The following is a 16,499-nucleotide window of genomic DNA, read 5'->3' on the forward strand; positions in this document are numbered from 1 at the left end:
TCATGAACCATAGCCCCGAGACGGCTTCGGGAACGCCTTCGCGTCTGGCGTTTCTCGGCGTGGCCTTCGCTTTTCTCATCACCATGGTAGGCACGACCATGCCGACACCGCTGTATCCCGGCTATCAGCAGCAGTTCGATTTCTCGCAATTCATGATCACGGTGATCTTCGCCGTCTATGGTGCTGGCGTGATTGGGGCGCTGGTCGTAACCGGCCGCTGGTCGGATCAGCTGGGCCGCAGGCCGCTATTGTTCGCGGGGCTGCTGGCTGCTGCCTTAAGCGATGTCGTCTTTCTAAGTAGCCAAGGGCTTGCGGGATTATTGGCCGGGCGGGTGTTATCAGGGATTTCTGCGGGAATATTTACTGGTACGGCCACCGTTGCAGTGATCGAACTGGCGCCGAAAGACATGAAGCCGCTTGCCACATTCGGTGCCACCGCCGCTAATATGGGTGGGTTGGGCCTGGGGCCGGTCGTGGCCGGTCTGTTGGGTCAGCATGCGGCGTGGCCGCTTCACCTTTCCTACCTTGTCCATCTTGGGCTGGTCGGCCTGGCCCTAGTAGCGGTCTGGTTGGCGAAGGAAACCGTCACGCGACCGGCGCATCCCCAGCTCACTTTTCAGCGACTGTCGGTGCCTGGTGAAGTACGCACCCTGTTCTTGCCCGCCGTCATCGCCAGCTTCGCTGGATTCTCGGTGCTGGGGTTCTTCACGGCCACTGCCCCTGCGTTCATGGGCGAGGTGCTGAGCTATTCGAATCTGACCCTGATTGGGATGGTGGCAGGAACCGCCTTCTTCGCATCGATTCTGGGACAACGATTCCAGAACCGGCTCGAAGAGTCTCGGCGCCTGCCTTGGGGCTGCGTTTTGGTGATCCTTGGCGCGGGCCTGATCGGCGTCGGTATCGGTATTGTCTCCCTTGCCATTTTCCTGGCAGGGGCCATCGTCGCCGGGTTAGGTCAGGGTATTGCTTTGCGCGCCGGGCTGGGCGCTATTACTACTGCCTCACCCGCCGAGCAGCGCGGTGAGGTGACCTCGACGTTCTTCGTCGTATCCTATGTGGCGCTATCGGTACCGGTACTGGGTATCGGCTTGACCGCTCGCTATATTGGCCTGCCGGCAACCGGGATCGGGTTTGCCGGTTTCGTTGCGTTGTTAGCGTTGGTGGCCCTGATATTATTACTCAAGCGCCAGGCCACGGCTTCTTCCAACCCCACTTCTTCGGAGTCCTGACGTGACCGCTTCTTCCAACACGCTGCGTATACGCCGCCCCGACGACTGGCACCTTCATCTGCGTGACGGCGAGGTGATGGCGACGGTACTGCCCTATACCAGCGCGCACTATGGCCGAGCCATCATCATGCCCAACCTGGCAACGCCGGTAACCACGGTGGCCGCGGCTAGAGCCTATCGCGAGCGGATAGTGGCGGCAGTGCCGACGGGGCATGAGTTCACGCCGCTGATGACCTGCTATCTGAGCGACAGCGTGACATCGAAAGCGCTGGAGGAGGGCTTTGCTGAAGGGGTGTTCACCGCTGCCAAGCTCTATCCGGCCAATGCCACCACCAACTCCGCTCATGGCGTGGGTGACGTCAATACGATCTATCCGTTGTTCGAGACGATGCAGCGTCTAGGGATGCCGCTTCTGATCCACGGCGAGGTCACCCATGCCGATGTGGATATCTTCGATCGAGAGAAGGTCTTCATTGACGAGGTGATGGAAGCCATCTGCTATCACTTTCCCGAACTCAAGGTGGTCTTCGAGCACATCACCACCCGAGAGGCGGCGTATTACGTTCTGGAAGGCGACGACTATCTGGCAGCAACGATCACGCCGCAGCACTTGGCCCACAACCGCAACGACATGCTGGTAGGCGGCATCCGCCCGCATCTCTTTTGCCTGCCGATATTGAAGCGCGACATTCATCAGCGCGCTCTGCGCCAAGCTATCGCCAGCGGTCACCCGCGCTTCTTTCTGGGCACGGATTCCGCGCCTCATGTAGCCAGCGCCAAGGAAACGAGCTGCGGTTGCGCCGGGGTCTTCAATGCCCCCACGGCGCTTCAAGTCTATGCCACGATATTCGAACAACAAGGCGCGCTTGAGCACCTTGAGGCCTTCTGTTCTCTCAATGGCCCGCGTTTCTACGGTCTGGAACCCAACGAAGATCTCATCGAGCTGATCCGCGAGCCTCTCGAGGTGCCGGAGACGATACGCTGTGGCAATGAGCATTTCGTGCCGTTCAAGGCGGGGGAGACACTGGCCTGGTCGGTAAAGTGTGAGTGATCGAACCGCCTCGAAAGTAACGCACCCCCGTCTGGTCGAACTCATCCTGGCGTTGGGTGGTTTTGGCATCGGCACCAGCGAATTCGCCATCATGGGGCTAGTGAATCGAGTTGCCCACGATCTGCAGGTGCCGATTCCCGATGTCGGCTACGCGATCAGCAGCTATGCGCTGGGGGTGGTCGTGGGAGCGCCGCTGATCGCTGCGTTAGCAGCCCGCATACCGCGCCGCGGATTGCTCATCGGTTTGATGCTGCTCTTCGCGATCGGCAACCTGGCAAGCGCCTTGGCTCCGAGCTTCGGTTCCTTCGTACTGCTGCGCTTTATGGCCGGCTTGCCCCATGGTGCCTATTTCGGCGTCGCCGCGCTGGTCGCAGCAGCAGCAGTCCCCATCGACCAGCGCGCCCGCGCAGTGGGGCGGGTGATGTTGGGGCTATCCACGGCCAACCTGATCGGCGCACCGCTTGCGACCTGGGGCGGTAACCTGTTCGGTTGGCAGGTGGCCTTTGCCGGCGTGGGAATAGTGGCGCTGCTTACGGCGCTATTGATTCGTCTTGTGGTGCCCGCGCAGGCCATCGACGCCAATGCGAGCCCCAAGCGCGAGTTCACTGCACTCATCAAACCGCGAGTGTTGTTTACCCTGGGGGTGGGGTGCATTGGTTTCGGGGGCATGTTTGCGGTGTTCAGCTACGTGATTCCCACTCTTACCGAACAGGCCGATATGCGCGAGGCGTTGGGGCCGCTGGTGTTGGCGGTTTTCGGTGTCGGCACCATGCTCGGCAACGTGATTGGGGCGCGGCTGGCGGACCGCAATCTTCTGCGCGCCATTTCCACCATCCTGATCTGGTGCTTAATCGTGCAAGGGCTTTTCTACTTTGCTGCCAATTCCCTATGGCTGGGCATATTCTTCGTGGGGTTGGTGGGCACCAGCGTGGCACTCGGCCCGGCCTTGCAAACCCGCTTGATGGACGTGGCGGAAGACGCCCAGACCATGGCCGCCTCGCTCAATCATGCCGCCTTCAATGGTGCCAACGCGATCGGTGCCGCCCTCGCCGGCGTTACGGTCAAGCTCGGCTTCGCCTGGTCCACCACCGGGCTTGTAGGCGCGGCGCTGGCCGCCGGGGGCTTGGTGATTTTCTATATCGGGCTTAGGGTGGAGCGATGCAACCAGATGTAGTGGCATAGTGGACGTTGCTATTAGTATAAGGCCTGAAGATGTTTACAAGACTAGAGGCGGTTCGAGCAGATAGAGCATTGCAATCGTACCCAATGCTGCCATGGCCAATACCAGCAAGTCGTCCGCTAGCTGGATGGCGTAAGAAAATGTAGCAAGCTGAATGGAGCCAAGGCTGGCAAGCATGGCAAAAATCAGCAATTCACCCGGGATGGTGCCACTCATGAATATTGAGCTGCACAGCAATACCAGTATCGCGATAGACAGAAAGTACGGTTTCATCAAGGATTGGAGCATTCCCTGATTGGCTGGAGAATGGATAGGCTGAGCAAGCATCGTCATACGTCTTTTCCTTACCCGAAAGAGTAGGTGTCTTGCCAGGCTAGACGGCTTTGCTTAAAGAAATCTTATGATTTGACCCTCCTCCACTATTTCCCCGATAAGATCACTGGTGCTCGACACGACCGGCCGATATCCAGCGTCGGGCGATAAATCTCCGTCGTCACATCCAGAATTCCCAGGACCGTATGGAATAGGTTGGCATGGCTGTAAGGCTCATCAGCCTTCGTTTTCAAACACGTGGCATCGATGCCTGTACGTTTTCGCATGACGCCGGAAATCCACCAGACCATAGGCACCTGAGTCTGCTCGTCTGGGGCGATGATGTAGGGCAAGCCATGCAGATACACCCCGTTTTCTCCCAGCGACTCACCGTGATCGGAGAGATAGATCAATGACGCAGCGAAGCGTTGCTGCTGGTCTAAAAAGTCGACCATGTCGCTGAGCACCCGGTCATTGTAGAGGATAGCGTTGTCGTAACTGTTGACGATCTCCTGTTGGGTGCATTTGCTTAAATCCGCGTTGTCGCAGGTGGGCGTAAGGTCCCGAAACGCATCGGGATAGCGCTGATAATAGCTGGGTCCATGATTACCCAGCTCGTGTAGCACGATCACCGTGTCGCCGGTGCTTTGCTCGATGCGTCGTTTCAATTCTTCCGCTAGGGCCTCATCGAAGCAGCGTCCGTTTTGACACAAGGAAGGATAATCCTTGGCTGAAATCGAGGCATTGACGACACCGTTACAGACGCCCTTGCATCCCGATTGGTTGTCCAGCCAGGTCACGTCGATGCCGGCATGCTGCAACACGTCGAGCAGGGACTCGTGATGTGCGATGTAGGACTTGTCGTAATCCTCATGCCCCAGCGGTGAGAACATGCAGGGCACCGAGACGGCGGTGCTGGTACCGCAGGCCGAGACTTCGGAATAATTGATAACGTCACGCTGGGCCAGTTCCGGCGTGGTCTGACGCGAATACCCATTCAGCCCCCAGTTGGCCGCGCGTACGGTCTCGCCGACCACGATGACCAGCAAGGCGGGCTTCTGGTTTGGGTGATCGGTGATCGAGGCGTCGTTCTCGAGGGGCAGTCGCTCTTGCGGCGCTACCTGATCGTTAGTGGCGAGTACGCGCTCCATCGACACGATGTAGTTGCCTGGCGTCACCAAGTAGCGCAGTTCGGGCTGATTGCGCATCAGCGGCGACAGATGTTGGTACATGAGGAATACCGACGCGACCAGGACGACGGCGCTGAGCGATAGATAGCCCGTACGGCGCAGCAGCGCGCGCCGCCAGGAAACTACCGGAATGTGAATCCGGGACAGCAACAGGATGGGCAGTACCGCGAAAAGCGTCATGTGCAGGAGGAAGCCACCAGTCAACAGCTCGCCGGCTTCCTGGGTATCCGTCTGCAATACATTGGTGATCATGGTGCTGTCGAAGTAGGTGCCGTAGCTATTAGTGAAATAGCTCACCGCGGCAGCTATCAGGATCAGTAAAGCCAGTAGTGGCTTGACCGTCCAGCGGCTCACGAACAGCAGGAATACCACATACTGCAGGCTGGTCAGAACCACCGCGTAACCCGCAGCGAGTAGCCAAGTACCGGGTGCCGTCGGATCGTGCCCAGCGAGCGTACTTCGCCAGAAGGCAAGGTTGTACAGCAAGGTAAATGTTAGCGTCGTTACCAGGGTGAGGCGCTCTGGCCCCATGCATAGCCGGTAATACCCTACATAGGCAAGTGTGCCCTTGAGTCGAGAGAACAGGGGCATCATAGGGAATTTCTCGCGGTGGAGCCTGACTCAGCAGGAGAATAAGATCGAGTTTTGGTGTGGCTTGGCGGTCGCAACAGGAGATGGGCCAGCAACAGGCTGATCGTCCAGCAGATCATCAACGTCCACAGGTCATGAGAAAGAAAATGCGCGCCCCGCAGTTGCTGTGCGAATCCGAAGAAAAGCCCCATCGACAACCCGACCGACAAGCCAAGCCAGCGCCATCGGGGGAGCGTTGCGGCAAAGAAGAAATACAGGGCGAGCCAAGCGTAACCGGCGCTAGCATGGCCGGCCGGGAAGCAGGCGGTATCGGGTAAATTTGCAGGGCGGCTCTCGAACAAACCGATGAAGGGTAAGTCGCCGCCGTAACGCGCGAGATCCCAGGGGCAGTCCATGCTCACCAGCTGCTTGAGTGTCGAAATACTCAACGTCGAGAGCAGTACGCTGAGTATCAGATAAGCCAATGAGCGACGCCATATGCGTAGCGAGGGCCATACCATGCTGATAATGAGTCCTGCGATCGCAATGGCGCCCATCGTCTGACTCACGGCACGGCCACCGCCATGCAGGAGTTCCTCGGTAATAAGCTGATGTTTCAGTGTCCATTCGTTGCCTTCCACTCGGTAAAGCCAATCCGCAACGACGAAATCAATGCCATAGTATTGAAAGAGAAATGTCAGCATCAAAAAACCGATCCAAGCTAGAATTAGCGGCTGACAGAATCGTTTGCTACTCAATTTACGATCACTCTTTATTCATTGATATTCAGTGAATGTAGGTATGAAGAAAAGGCAATTTAATTGCAGATAGCAAAGCATTGTGATGAACAACACTTAACGAATACTTAAGTTGGGGAGGAGGGCTAAAAGAAAATAAGAATGCGCTTTAAATTGGTTTTTTGAATTTATTTTAAGATTGTATTAAGAAATTAAAGGGATAGTGAAATACCTTCCGCTTCTTATTTATGCCCGCACATAGGGAGGGTAGAGTGTGACCAAATGCTCAAATAAGCGTTTCAAGATCGTCGGCGGAGTAACGGCTGTTCTGATCTTGACGGGGCTCATCACGATCCAGGCCACCCATGGCCAGATATTTTCCATGGCGACGTCGTGGCTGGCCGTCGAATCACGTCAGGTCGGGAGTGTCTTTGCCGATTCCGGTGAGCAGGCCAGTATGATAAGAGACAAAAAAGCCGGGAAAGATGCCGTGCTATTGGCCGCGGGTGATATCGCCCGCTGTCAGCCGCATGAGGGCTTCGATAAAACCTTGCGGAATCTCGAATATACGTTTGGAGATGCCGCTCCTAGACCCTTGAAGGATGCGGGCGCCCGACAGACGGCAAAACTTGTCGATGACTATCCAGGCGTACCGGTACTGGCCCTTGGTGACTTGGCTTATCCTGACGGCGCACCCGTCGATCTCAACCTCTGTTACGACACCTATTGGGGACACTTCAAAGAGCGCACCTATCCCACTCCCGGCAATCACGAATATCACTCCCTCAATGCCTACGCTTATTATGATTACTGGGGTGATAGGGCGGGTCCAGATAGACGCGGCTACTATGCCAAGCGCATGAATGACTGGCTCGTGCTATCTCTCAACAGCGAAGTACCGGCCGATAAGGGGTCTGCTCAGGCAAGCTGGCTCGAAGATCAACTAGCGAATTCGGATGCCGCTTGTGTACTCGCCTTCTTCCACAAGCCTGCCTTTTCGACCAAAAAACGCGATGACAGCGAAGATGCTCGTCGGCTGTTCGATCTTCTCTTTCGCAACGGCGCAACGCTGGTCCTGAACGGCCACAATCATTTCTATGAACGAACGCGGCCCCTCGACGGCCAGGGACGAGTCGATCCTGAAAACGGCATCGTTACCTTCGTGGTCGGCACTGGCGGCACGTATACTGACGATTCAAGAGAACCAGAGGCGTTTTCTGAACGTCTGATTGGAAATACCTACGGTATGCTGAAACTCACACTGTCCAAAGATGGATACAATTGGCAGTTCCTGTCGGCGGAAACAGGTGAAGCGCTCGATAAAGGCACGGGGTCGTGTAATTCACGTTCCTAGAGTGAACCATGGTATCGATGGCCTGAAAGTGATCTTCCTGGTGCCCACGGCGCTGAGCATCACCAGCATATGGGTCGCCGTGATGGCGGATGCCGGTGCGACGGTACTGGTGACCCTGAACGCTATACGACTGCTGGGTTGTCGCAAGAGACAGCCTTGCCAATGAAGGTTCAGAAAATCTCCAACAAGAAGGGGGTGACGAGCAGGATCAATACGAATAAAGGTATCGGGCTTCGATTCGGTCGATAAGTAAGAACGAGTGCGCAGGCTTCGTACATCAACAGCAGGGTTCTAAGCGACATGGTCAGAGTCATCCATTTGCGGGCTGATGGGTCATGCACCGTGAATCGATACTAGTATCGCCCGATCGCCTTAATGTTTTCTTATGCATCCCCTTTTTCGGATAATTGAGTCAATAGTGCTTACTCTTTCGCCTTGTTTGTATTCAGCGTGGTGGGCGCAACATATAGTGGCGCAGCGTTCTCATCACTATTACAGCCCAAGACGGCGCTGCCCGGTATTAGCCACCAGTCGTCGCTATTCTGATGACCCATGTCCCTAGCTTGGCTCAGATCGATACATGAATAGTCATCGGCCCGACGCTGTTCGGTGAGCATCCAGTGCCGATTCGGGGCTTCCTGCAGCCAGGCGAAGGCGCGGACGAATTGCGCACCGATTGGCGTCCTGTCGCCGAAGTGAACGCTGGGCTGGCGTGACTGCAGCAAAAATTCCTCGTCGAAACTCGGCAACGCCAGCCAGGCATCACCACCCGTGATCGTAACAATCGCCTGCATCATCCGCGCCGGTGAGCGGGTCTCGTTTTGCAATACATAACCCCAAGTTGACCAAGTGATCCAGAACACCGCCAGCCACAGTGGCAGCGCCAGCATGCCGCGTCGTGGTCGCAGCCAGGCGAGAAGCCCCGCCGCCGTTACACCGAGCACGATCCACCAGGCCCAGGGCACGATGTCGTGACGCTCGGCAAGTTTTGTCAGCGCCGGCAGCCCTAAAGCGCCAAGCAGGCCGGCGGCAAACAGGGTCCCACCCAGCAGGGCCAGCACGCCGGTGCCTAGCCAATGCAGGCCTCGCTTGCGCAGCAAGCCCGGCAGAAGCGGCGCCAGGGCTAGCACCAGCAATGGAATCGTCGGCAGAACGTAGACGCCGCGTTTGCCCGGCGACAGGGAGAAGAACACCAGGATCAGGATCACCCCGCTCAGCGGTAGCAGCAGGCGCGCATCGCCACGCCGGGCCCGCCGCCGCCAGGCGGGTATCGCCCAGGGCAGTGCCAGCACCAAGGGCATCCAGGCCCAGGGCAGCACTTGGACGAGGTAGTAATACCAGGGCTCGAGATGGTGCCAGGAATCGGCGTAGCGCTCGCCGGTCTGCTTGAAGAGAATGTTGTCGCGATAGGCCGCAAGACTCGGATCGTCGCCGAAGGTAGCGACGAGGATCATCGGTACGCCCCAAAGGGCGACCACGGCGAGTAGCACCACCATGCCTAGGCCTAGATCTTTCAAGGCGATCCGAGTGGCCTGGCCGCGCCAGGCAAACCAGAGCCAGGCGGGCAACAGTAGCAAGGGCAGAAAACCTACGCCCTTGGTAATGATGCCAAGTCCCATCGCTGCAAAACCGATGAGCCACCAGCGTCTGGTGGGCCCAAGCAGTGCATGGCGAAGCAGCCCGTAAGCGCCCAGGGTGGTGAAGAAGGTCAGCAGCATATCGATTTGGGCGGCCTTGGCCTGGATCACGAACTGCAGGGTCGTCAGCAGGGCTAGACCGCTGAGCAGGGCAACACGCTGGCCGTAAAGCCGCCGCGTCAAGTCCACGACCAGAGCCAACGTTCCTAATGCTGCAAACAGTGAAGGCAGCAAAAACCCCAGTCGCACGGAGCCGGTGAAAGCAATGGACAGCGCCGAGGCCCACATGAATAGTGGCGGTTTGTCCGGATAAGGCTCGCCGCCCCGATGAGGAAACCAGAACTGACCGGTCTTGAGCATTTCCAGGGCATTCAAGGCAAAGCGCGGCTCGTCCGCGGGCCAGGGATCGCGCAGGCCAATCCCTATACCGAGCAGCACCAGCGCGAACAGCATGAGTGCAAGCCATGCCCAGCGATAGGAGTGATTCAAATGACGTAGATAGGCAGCGCGATGCATGACGAGGCGAATTCCGTTCAGGGAGAAGGGGGTGCCGCGTTTTTCTCATAGCGTACTTCGCGACTTTCACGCCGGATTAGCATCAAGTTGCGGGCATAGATGAACAGCCCCGCCCCCTGACCGGCGATGAATACCGGATCACGCCGATAGAGGGCATAAGCCAGCAGCGTAGCCCCGCCCCCCAGGCTCAGGAACCAGAAGGCTTTGGGCACGATGCTGCGTCGAGCGCGTTCACTGGCCAGCCACTGCACGATAAAGCGTGCCGAGAAGAGCGCCTGTCCCAGAAAGCCGATACTCAGCCAGAGCCACTCGCTGTTCATGGCGTTTCCTCTGAAGGCGGCGCCGCGGAAGTAGGGGTGCCGGCTATGTTCTGTTCAGATATGGGGAGCGCACTGTTTTCGAGAGGCGCAGGCAAGCGGGTGCGCCGTTGCAGCCACATGACGCCGACAATATCCACGAGCCCTACCCAAAGGCGATTGTTCAATCCGTAATGGGAGGCGCCGGTGCCTCGGGGGCGATGGTTGACCGGCACCGAGACACACTGGCCGCCCTGGGCCTGGATCAGTGCGGGTATAAAACGGTGCATGTGATCGAAATAAGGCAGCCTCAGGAAGACGTCCCGACGCATGATCTTGAGGCCACAGCCGGTATCCGGCGTGTTGTCCTTGAGCAGGGCCGAGCGCACACGATTGGCGACCCGAGACGATAGTCGCGTGAGTCGATTGTCCTGGCGTTGCACCCGATGACCGTTGACCAGGGCAATGCCCTCCTGGCGGGCCTTGCCGTACAGGCGGGGAAGATCCGCTGGATCGTTTTGTCCGTCGCCGTCCAGGGTCGCAAGCCAGGTGCCGCGAGCCGCCCAGGCAGCCTGCCAGATCGAGGTGCTCTGGCCGGCGCTGCGCGTATGGCGCAGAGGCCGCAAGCGAGCATTTTGAGCGGCGCGCTGGCTTAGCAACGTCCAGGTTGCGTCCGTGGAGCCATCGTCCACCACCAGGATTTCGTACTCCTCATCGGGGAGGGCGGCGGCGATTTCATCCAGTAACTGAAACAGGTTTCCTGCTTCGTCCTTGGCCGGAATAAGAATGGAGAGTAACGGTTGGGGCATGGGTGAACGTTCCATGGGGTAGTAAACAAAAGGCGTGATTAGCCTAGTTTCGAGGCAAGCGATTTGATCTTGTAAGGTTTGCCGACTGCATCATAGTAGTGGCGGTACCAGTCAACGAAACGTTGCACTCCTGTGGCCAGGTTGGTGCGGGGTCGAAATCCCGTAGTAGCAAACAAGGGTTCGGCATCCGCCCAGGTATGCTGCATGTCGCCGGGCTGCATGGGCAGGTAATCGCAGCGGGCCTCGATTCCGGTCGCCTCCTCGAGGGTGCGTACCAGCGTCATCAGGTTGACGGGGCTACCATGGCCGAGATTGTAAAGCCGGTAAGGGGGATCGTTGCGGTCCTTTCCGTGGCTGGGCACGATGTCCAGAATGCGTACGATGCTTTCCGTAATGTCGTCGATATAGGTGAAATCCCGGGACATGTCACCTTGGTTATAGAGCTCGACAGGCCTGCCGTCGAAGATGTTACGGGTGAACTTGTATAGCGCCATATCCGGACGCCCCCAAGGGCCATACACGGTAAAGAAGCGCAGTCCCGTGGTGGGTAATCCGTAGAGGTAGGAGTAGGCATGGGCCATCAGTTCGTTGGACTTCTTGGTAGCGGCATACAGGTTGACGGGTTGATCGACGCTATCCTTAACCGAGAAAGGTACCTTGGCATTGCGACCGTAGACCGAACTGGATGATGCATAGACCAGATGGCCGACCTGCTGCCGGCGGCACCCTTCCAGCACGTTCAAATGCCCAATCAAATTGGACTGGCCATATACCTGTGGGTGATCCAGGGAGTATCTCACCCCCGCTTGGGCCGCCAGATGCACCACGCAATCGAAGTGCGTCTCGGCGAATAGGCGCTGCATGCCCTCGGTATCGGTAAGATCCAGACGCTGGAAACGCACATTGCCAAAACCCGACAGGTCGTTCAATCGCGCCTGCTTGATGGCAGCATCGTAGTACTCGTTGAGGTTGTCGATACCCAAGATCTCGTGGCTCGCATCTTCGGCAAGCCGGCGCGCCAACGCATGACCAATGAACCCGGCCATGCCGGTGATGAGGACCTTCATGAGCTGCTCCCAATGATAAGCTCGAGTAGCATGCACCAACAGCCTTAAGGGAGGCTTAAGTATTCTATCGCTAAACTCCTCACGACTTGGCCAAAATAGCCTGACCTTGGCTGTTTATGCCGATGCGGATATTCAAGAACAGTATGAGCTCTTAGGTGAAAGGCTTTAAAGGATCACGAGGGTGATGGCGTGCGCATATTATTGGTAGAAGATGATCCATTGCTGGGCGATGGTATCAAAATCGCTTTAGAGCGCGAGGGCTATGTGGTGGACTGGTTCATGCGAGGAAGCGAGGCGGTCAGCGCTATTGGCACCGAAGCATTCTCAGTGATGATCCTCGATCTGGGGCTACCCGATATGGATGGCATGCAGGTGTTGAATCGCATCAGGCAGGGCTCGTCCTTGCCAATACTGATCCTGACGGCCCGGGATGCGGTAGAGGAGCGCATTCGTGGATTGGATGCCGGGGCCGACGATTATGTGCTCAAGCCCTTCGATCTGCAGGAATTGCTGGCGCGTCTGCGGGTGGTCACGCGCCGCGCCGAAGGAAGAGCCTCGCAAGCTTTGACCCTTGGCGAGCTGTGTATCGATGAGGCTCGTCATTGGGTGAGCTGGCAGGGCCAGGAGGTCAAGTTGAGCCGGCGGGAATATGCACTACTGCTTGAGTTGGCTCGTCATCCGGATAGGGTGCTCTCACGACCACGATTGGAAAGCCTGCTATATGGCTGGGGAGAAGAAGTGGAATCCAACGCGGTGGAAGTGCATGTACATCATTTGCGTAAGAAACTCGACAAAGGATTGATCATTACTGTACGAGGTATCGGTTACCGGCTGGACAGTCAGGCCACATGAAATCCATTCGTCGCTATCTTGCCCAGGCCCTGGCGCTAGTACTGACAGTAACTGCACTGCTGATTGTAACGGCAGCGTACCTGATAAGCGATCACGAACTGGAAGAAATCTTGGATGCTCAGTTGAGTTTGCAGGGACGTATCGTTGCCGGACTGATTTCCCCCGCTACCACTCTCGAAGAATACCAGCGCATCGCTCGAAGCCTCACTCTGCCGGGACATGAGGCACGAGTCTACGATAAGGAGGCAGGGGTCGAACCGGCGTCGCTACAAACCCCGCCCGCGCGGCTTTATCACGAGGAAGAGCGCATGCTGTCGATCGGCTTCTGGAATGCCGATGGCTCGCCTCGTCTGCAAGGAGCCAAATGGAACGAGGAGGGTCTTTTTCCGATGCCGACAAAAGAGGGCTACCGATGGGTAGACTACACTGAAGATCAATGGCGCGTGTTCAGCTTATTCGATACTACTAGCGATACGTGGATCAGTATCGGCGTACAAAAAGACTTTCTTGATGAGATTGTCGAGCGTATAGCGCTCAATACTCTGTGGCCGATACTACTTCTGTTGCCGCTGTTGCTGTGGTTGATGACCCGCATCATTCGTCGAGGTTTGACCCCCATCGCACTGCTATCCCGCCAAGTCCAGGGGCGGGATGGTCAGGATCTGACACCGATCGATCTCAATGTACCCCAGGAGCTTGATGGGCTGCAGCGCTCGCTAAACGATTTTATTGCCCGATTGGGCAAGACGCTGGAGCGTGAGCGGTGCTTTACCGCAGACGCGGCCCACGAATTGCGCACGCCTCTAGCGGCCCTCAAGATCCATCTCGAAAACGCACAGGCTGGCGAGGCAGACTCGCTACAAAAAGCCACCATTGGAGTGAAACGACTTCAACGAGTGGTGGAGCAGCTATTGGTGTTGGCAAGACTTGATCGTGCCTCAAGTAACCAGGCCCGATTGATTGACATTTATCCTATCGTTGCTGAGCTTACCGCCGACCTATGGCCCTTGGCGCACGCACGTGGGCAAGAGCTCTCATTGTCGGGGCTTTCACAGCTGTCGGTACGTGCCGATCCGGTGGAAGTCGGTATTCTGCTGCGCAATCTGCTGGACAATGCACTGCGCTATACACCGGAAGGGGGGCATGTCGAGGTCGAACTTTACCACCAGCAAGGTACGCCGCAAGTCATCGTACGAGATACCGGCCCGGGGATTCCCGAGGAGCTACTCGACACAGTCGTCGAGCGCTTCCGGCGAGCCTCGGATCAGCGCACTACAGGGAGTGGGCTTGGGTTGTCCATTGTCGTGGAGCTGGCTCAACGGCAACAAGCTGAGGTGCGATTGAGTAACCATCAGCCTTATGGCCTTGAGGCGCGAGTTGTTTGGCCGGCATCATAGTGGCGCTCACTATCTTGGACCAGCCTTGCCTATTGTTATTTATATATCAAATATATAGGGACACTTTTGGATATGATTGAACGCTATTCAATATTCTGGATCTTAAAATAGAGTGAAATATGTTTTACAATAATTTCAGTTAGTTATGATCGGTGTCGGTCGTTATGTTCGATGATACTACCCAAAATACTACCCACTTAGCTGGCAGTAGAGGGCATTAGAAGAAACATACCTGGTAAGCGCCGGTGCGCGACTACTGGCAGCCTATGCGACCTCCTCCCCAGTTGTGTGGTCCCGAGAATTGACGGCCTATTCTACTAGCTACAATTGGAGGATGGTCCATGGCAGGTTGACCACGCATAACCATCGGTCAGCCAGGGGCGCTGACTCTCAAAGCTTCCAGGCCTCAAGCGGGTTGTTCTTCTTGCAGCTGTCATCCACGGGGGCGTTTGGGTCCCTCAGGAAGCCTTGCATCATCGTGGTTCCACACTCGCTGTCTGGGGTATGGCCATGCCCCTGAAGTTCAACGACCTGAATGTTCTCAAACGACTCGGCGAGATGTTGGCCCCACCGAATACCGCAGCAAGGGTCCATCTGGCCATGGATAGATAGCACCGGCGTATCGGACTCAAAGCGCTGGCTGTTTTCCTTCGGTACGGCGCCATCTGTACCCCACCACGCGCATACCCAAGGCTGTTCGAACCCCAAAAGCGCTGGTTCACGCTCGAGCATAGCGCGTGAATCTGCCTTGGTTGGGCGATTCGCGCCCATGTCATTGCACGTATTGGCGAGAAAGTAGCCTAGCGCGTAACTCGGCGCCTCAGTCTCAGGTTTAAAAGTGTCGATGCGGAAGAATTCATCGAGCGACCCGTAGTCGCCTTCCTGGACCTCGGAAACAACCCGCGGCAGATCCTCGTACATGCTTGGCAAAGTGATGTAGAGGGTGTGCAAAAAGGCCACGCCATCGAAATAATGCGTTTCCTCATCGTTGGTGCCCGCCTTCAACGTCTTGACGTAAGGCTTGCTATCCAGCGCGCGCCGGGCACGTTCGATCGCTAGAAACCATGCCGGCACGGTGTGCTGACACTGTTCGTTTTGGCGCACGCACAAGCCTAGGATGTCCGTGTATTTTTGCTTGGCCGTGTAAAATTCATCGATGGGCGCGCGATTGCGTAAATTGGTGTACCACGGCGAGACGAGTACCGCCGAGCGAACATGCTCCGGATAGTAGCGCATGTATTGGAGCGCTGTGCCTCCGCCCGTCGAGCGTCCGTAGACATTGATCGAGTCATAGCCGAGGCCTTCTCGAATCGCCTCCACGTCTTGGGCGATCGTATAGGAGTTGTACTGTGAGATGTCGCTGCCTTCGGCTTCCAGCTTCTGGTAGCAGCGCTGGACAGCGTCAGCAATGCTACGCATGCGCTCGGTGGTACTCAGTGAACCGGAAATCGCTGGCGAAAAAATGATGTCGTGGTAGGTCGACACATTGGCGTAGTCGGGACACTTTAAGGCTGGTTGGGAGTGGTTCATCCCCCGGTAATCGAACACCACTAGGGGGCGTGCCCCGACATCCTTGCGATATTGCCTGATAAGCTCTGGAGCAGCGAGCATGGATGCGCCCGGCCCACCGGTGAAAAAGAATGCCGGTGTTTTCTGCGATCTCTCTTGCCCTTGCGAGTCGGATGGGAGGACCGCTACGGGGACTTCGATGGTCGTCCCGTTCGGATGGTCATGATTCTCTTCTGTGTACAGCGTATAGCACTGCGCACCGGCGTCTGAGAGGGCCCGGGTAGCGCATCCACTGCTCTCTAGTCTTGAGTGCTCGGACTTTATCTGCGCAATGGCTGATGTGGCGATTAGGGATGCTGCAGTTAATGCGCATCCAGCACTTATGTATTTAATAAATCGTGTTTTATAACCATGTGCACGCATGTTACACCTCAGTGTAAATAGGGTGGAAGGTTTGCGAAGTAGTCATCTAATAACCATAGTTATAACAGGTAGCTTGTTCAAAAATTTATTGAGCTATAGGAATAATTGAACAATATCAGTGTGTAAGCTAGTCTACCCTCAAGCTAGCCGCTGGAATTTATCGTAGACTGCCAGTTTTCGTTACACGTAAATGTAGAGCTTGAGCAGGGCGCCGGTCGGTATCGGCGGTGTGCGTCTTGTCGAACCCCATGTCGATGACGTCTAGGGACTCTACGAAGGCATCAATGACACGTACCGGATGATCTTCCGGGATATATTCCTCAATGCTGGGCGGTAGCAACGAGATCTGGCTGCGAGGCTGTCCTTGTAG

General features: G+C 56.7%; 15 protein-coding genes. 7 read left to right on the forward strand and 8 right to left on the reverse strand.

All coding sequences use genetic code 11. The features are described from left to right. Window positions 1–2 precede the first annotated feature (2 nt). Genes H7850_RS09660 through H7850_RS09670 form a run of 3 tightly spaced genes read left to right on the forward strand, consistent with a single transcriptional unit; the run spans window position 3 to window position 3,454 of the window. On the forward strand, window positions 3–1,229 hold the full coding sequence (locus H7850_RS09660; RefSeq protein ID WP_227369327.1) for an MFS transporter: 1,227 nt from the start codon (window positions 3–5) through the stop codon (window positions 1,227–1,229). Window position 1,230: 1 nt separating this feature from the next. Beyond that, window positions 1,231–2,280 carry a dihydroorotase gene (gene pyrC, locus H7850_RS09665; RefSeq protein ID WP_227369328.1) on the forward strand — a complete coding sequence of 350 codons (1,050 nt, stop codon included), beginning with the start codon at window positions 1,231–1,233 and terminating at the stop codon, window positions 2,278–2,280. Continuing rightward, entirely contained in the window at window positions 2,273–3,454 is a 1,182-nt protein-coding gene (locus H7850_RS09670) for an MFS transporter (protein ID WP_227369329.1), read from the forward strand. The genes pyrC and H7850_RS09670 overlap by 8 nt, the downstream gene beginning before the upstream one ends. 42 nt (window positions 3,455–3,496) lie before the next feature. Here H7850_RS09670 and H7850_RS09675 read toward each other — a convergent pair whose 3' ends face one another. The 3 genes from H7850_RS09675 to H7850_RS09685 form a co-directional block, all read right to left on the reverse strand. Further along, window positions 3,497–3,793: a hypothetical protein gene (locus H7850_RS09675; protein WP_227369330.1), complete on the reverse strand. Its 297-nt coding sequence runs from the start codon at window positions 3,791–3,793 to the stop codon at window positions 3,497–3,499. Window positions 3,794–3,879: 86 nt separating this feature from the next. After that, window positions 3,880–5,556, reverse strand: a complete 1,677-nt coding sequence (locus H7850_RS09680) for a phosphoethanolamine transferase (RefSeq protein ID WP_227369331.1) — start codon at window positions 5,554–5,556, stop codon at window positions 3,880–3,882. Beyond that, window positions 5,553–6,236, reverse strand: a complete 684-nt coding sequence (locus tag H7850_RS09685) for a phosphatase PAP2 family protein (RefSeq protein ID WP_227369332.1) — start codon at window positions 6,234–6,236, stop codon at window positions 5,553–5,555. Before H7850_RS09685 ends, H7850_RS09680 begins: the two co-directional genes overlap by 4 nt. 307 nt (window positions 6,237–6,543) lie before the next feature. Between H7850_RS09685 and H7850_RS09690 the strand changes: the two genes are divergently transcribed. Further along, window positions 6,544–7,623: a metallophosphoesterase family protein gene (locus H7850_RS09690; RefSeq protein ID WP_227369333.1), complete on the forward strand. Its 1,080-nt coding sequence runs from the start codon at window positions 6,544–6,546 to the stop codon at window positions 7,621–7,623. A gap of 1 nt (window position 7,624) precedes the next feature. Next, window positions 7,625–7,789, forward strand: coding sequence for a hypothetical protein (locus tag H7850_RS09695; protein WP_227369648.1), 165 nt, complete (start codon window positions 7,625–7,627; stop codon window positions 7,787–7,789). A gap of 256 nt (window positions 7,790–8,045) precedes the next feature. Here the strand turns inward: H7850_RS09695 and H7850_RS09700 are convergent, their stop codons facing one another. Genes H7850_RS09700 through H7850_RS09715 form a run of 4 tightly spaced genes read right to left on the reverse strand, consistent with a single transcriptional unit; the run spans window position 8,046 to window position 11,948 of the window. After that, a complete protein-coding gene (locus tag H7850_RS09700; protein WP_227369334.1) occupies window positions 8,046–9,776 on the reverse strand; it encodes an ArnT family glycosyltransferase in 1,731 nt (576 codons plus the stop codon). 17 nt (window positions 9,777–9,793) lie between these two features. Continuing rightward, a complete protein-coding gene (locus H7850_RS09705; RefSeq protein ID WP_227369335.1) occupies window positions 9,794–10,096 on the reverse strand; it encodes a lipid-A-disaccharide synthase N-terminal domain-containing protein in 303 nt (100 codons plus the stop codon). Continuing rightward, window positions 10,093–10,881, reverse strand: a complete 789-nt coding sequence (locus tag H7850_RS09710; RefSeq protein WP_227369336.1) for a glycosyltransferase family 2 protein — start codon at window positions 10,879–10,881, stop codon at window positions 10,093–10,095. Before H7850_RS09710 ends, H7850_RS09705 begins: the two co-directional genes overlap by 4 nt. Window positions 10,882–10,919: 38 nt before the next feature. Next, window positions 10,920–11,948 carry an NAD-dependent epimerase/dehydratase family protein gene (locus tag H7850_RS09715; protein WP_227369337.1) on the reverse strand — a complete coding sequence of 343 codons (1,029 nt, stop codon included), beginning with the start codon at window positions 11,946–11,948 and terminating at the stop codon, window positions 10,920–10,922. Between the two features lie 189 nt (window positions 11,949–12,137). On the opposite strand from H7850_RS09715, the gene H7850_RS09720 reads away from it, so the two are divergent. Continuing rightward, a complete protein-coding gene (locus H7850_RS09720) occupies window positions 12,138–12,800 on the forward strand; it encodes a response regulator (RefSeq protein WP_227369338.1) in 663 nt (220 codons plus the stop codon). Continuing rightward, window positions 12,797–14,197, forward strand: a complete 1,401-nt coding sequence (locus H7850_RS09725; RefSeq protein ID WP_227369339.1) for an ATP-binding protein — start codon at window positions 12,797–12,799, stop codon at window positions 14,195–14,197. Before H7850_RS09720 ends, H7850_RS09725 begins: the two co-directional genes overlap by 4 nt. A gap of 390 nt (window positions 14,198–14,587) precedes the next feature. Here the strand turns inward: H7850_RS09725 and H7850_RS09730 are convergent, their stop codons facing one another. Then, window positions 14,588–16,129, reverse strand: coding sequence for an alpha/beta fold hydrolase (locus H7850_RS09730; protein WP_227369340.1), 1,542 nt, complete (start codon window positions 16,127–16,129; stop codon window positions 14,588–14,590). Window positions 16,130–16,499: the final 370 nt, after the last annotated feature.

The organism is Halomonas sp. M20 (assembly GCF_020622265.1).
In the GTDB taxonomy this organism is placed as follows: Bacteria; Pseudomonadota; Gammaproteobacteria; order Pseudomonadales; family Halomonadaceae; genus Modicisalibacter.

Coding starts and splice junctions, on each gene's coding strand:
- H7850_RS09660 (WP_227369327.1), top strand. CDS start 3: ATGAACCATAGCCCCGAGACGGCTTCGGGAACGCCTTCGCGTCTGGCG.
- H7850_RS09675 (WP_227369330.1), bottom strand. CDS start 3,793: ATGACGATGCTTGCTCAGCCTATCCATTCTCCAGCCAATCAGGGAATG.
- H7850_RS09680 (WP_227369331.1), bottom strand. CDS start 5,556: ATGATGCCCCTGTTCTCTCGACTCAAGGGCACACTTGCCTATGTAGGG.
- H7850_RS09685 (WP_227369332.1), bottom strand. CDS start 6,236: ATGCTGACATTTCTCTTTCAATACTATGGCATTGATTTCGTCGTTGCG.
- H7850_RS09700 (WP_227369334.1), bottom strand. CDS start 9,776: ATGCATCGCGCTGCCTATCTACGTCATTTGAATCACTCCTATCGCTGG.
- H7850_RS09705 (WP_227369335.1), bottom strand. CDS start 10,096: ATGAACAGCGAGTGGCTCTGGCTGAGTATCGGCTTTCTGGGACAGGCG.
- H7850_RS09710 (WP_227369336.1), bottom strand. CDS start 10,881: ATGCCCCAACCGTTACTCTCCATTCTTATTCCGGCCAAGGACGAAGCA.
- H7850_RS09715 (WP_227369337.1), bottom strand. CDS start 11,948: ATGAAGGTCCTCATCACCGGCATGGCCGGGTTCATTGGTCATGCGTTG.
- H7850_RS09725 (WP_227369339.1), top strand. CDS start 12,797: ATGAAATCCATTCGTCGCTATCTTGCCCAGGCCCTGGCGCTAGTACTG.
- H7850_RS09730 (WP_227369340.1), bottom strand. CDS start 16,129: ATGCGTGCACATGGTTATAAAACACGATTTATTAAATACATAAGTGCT.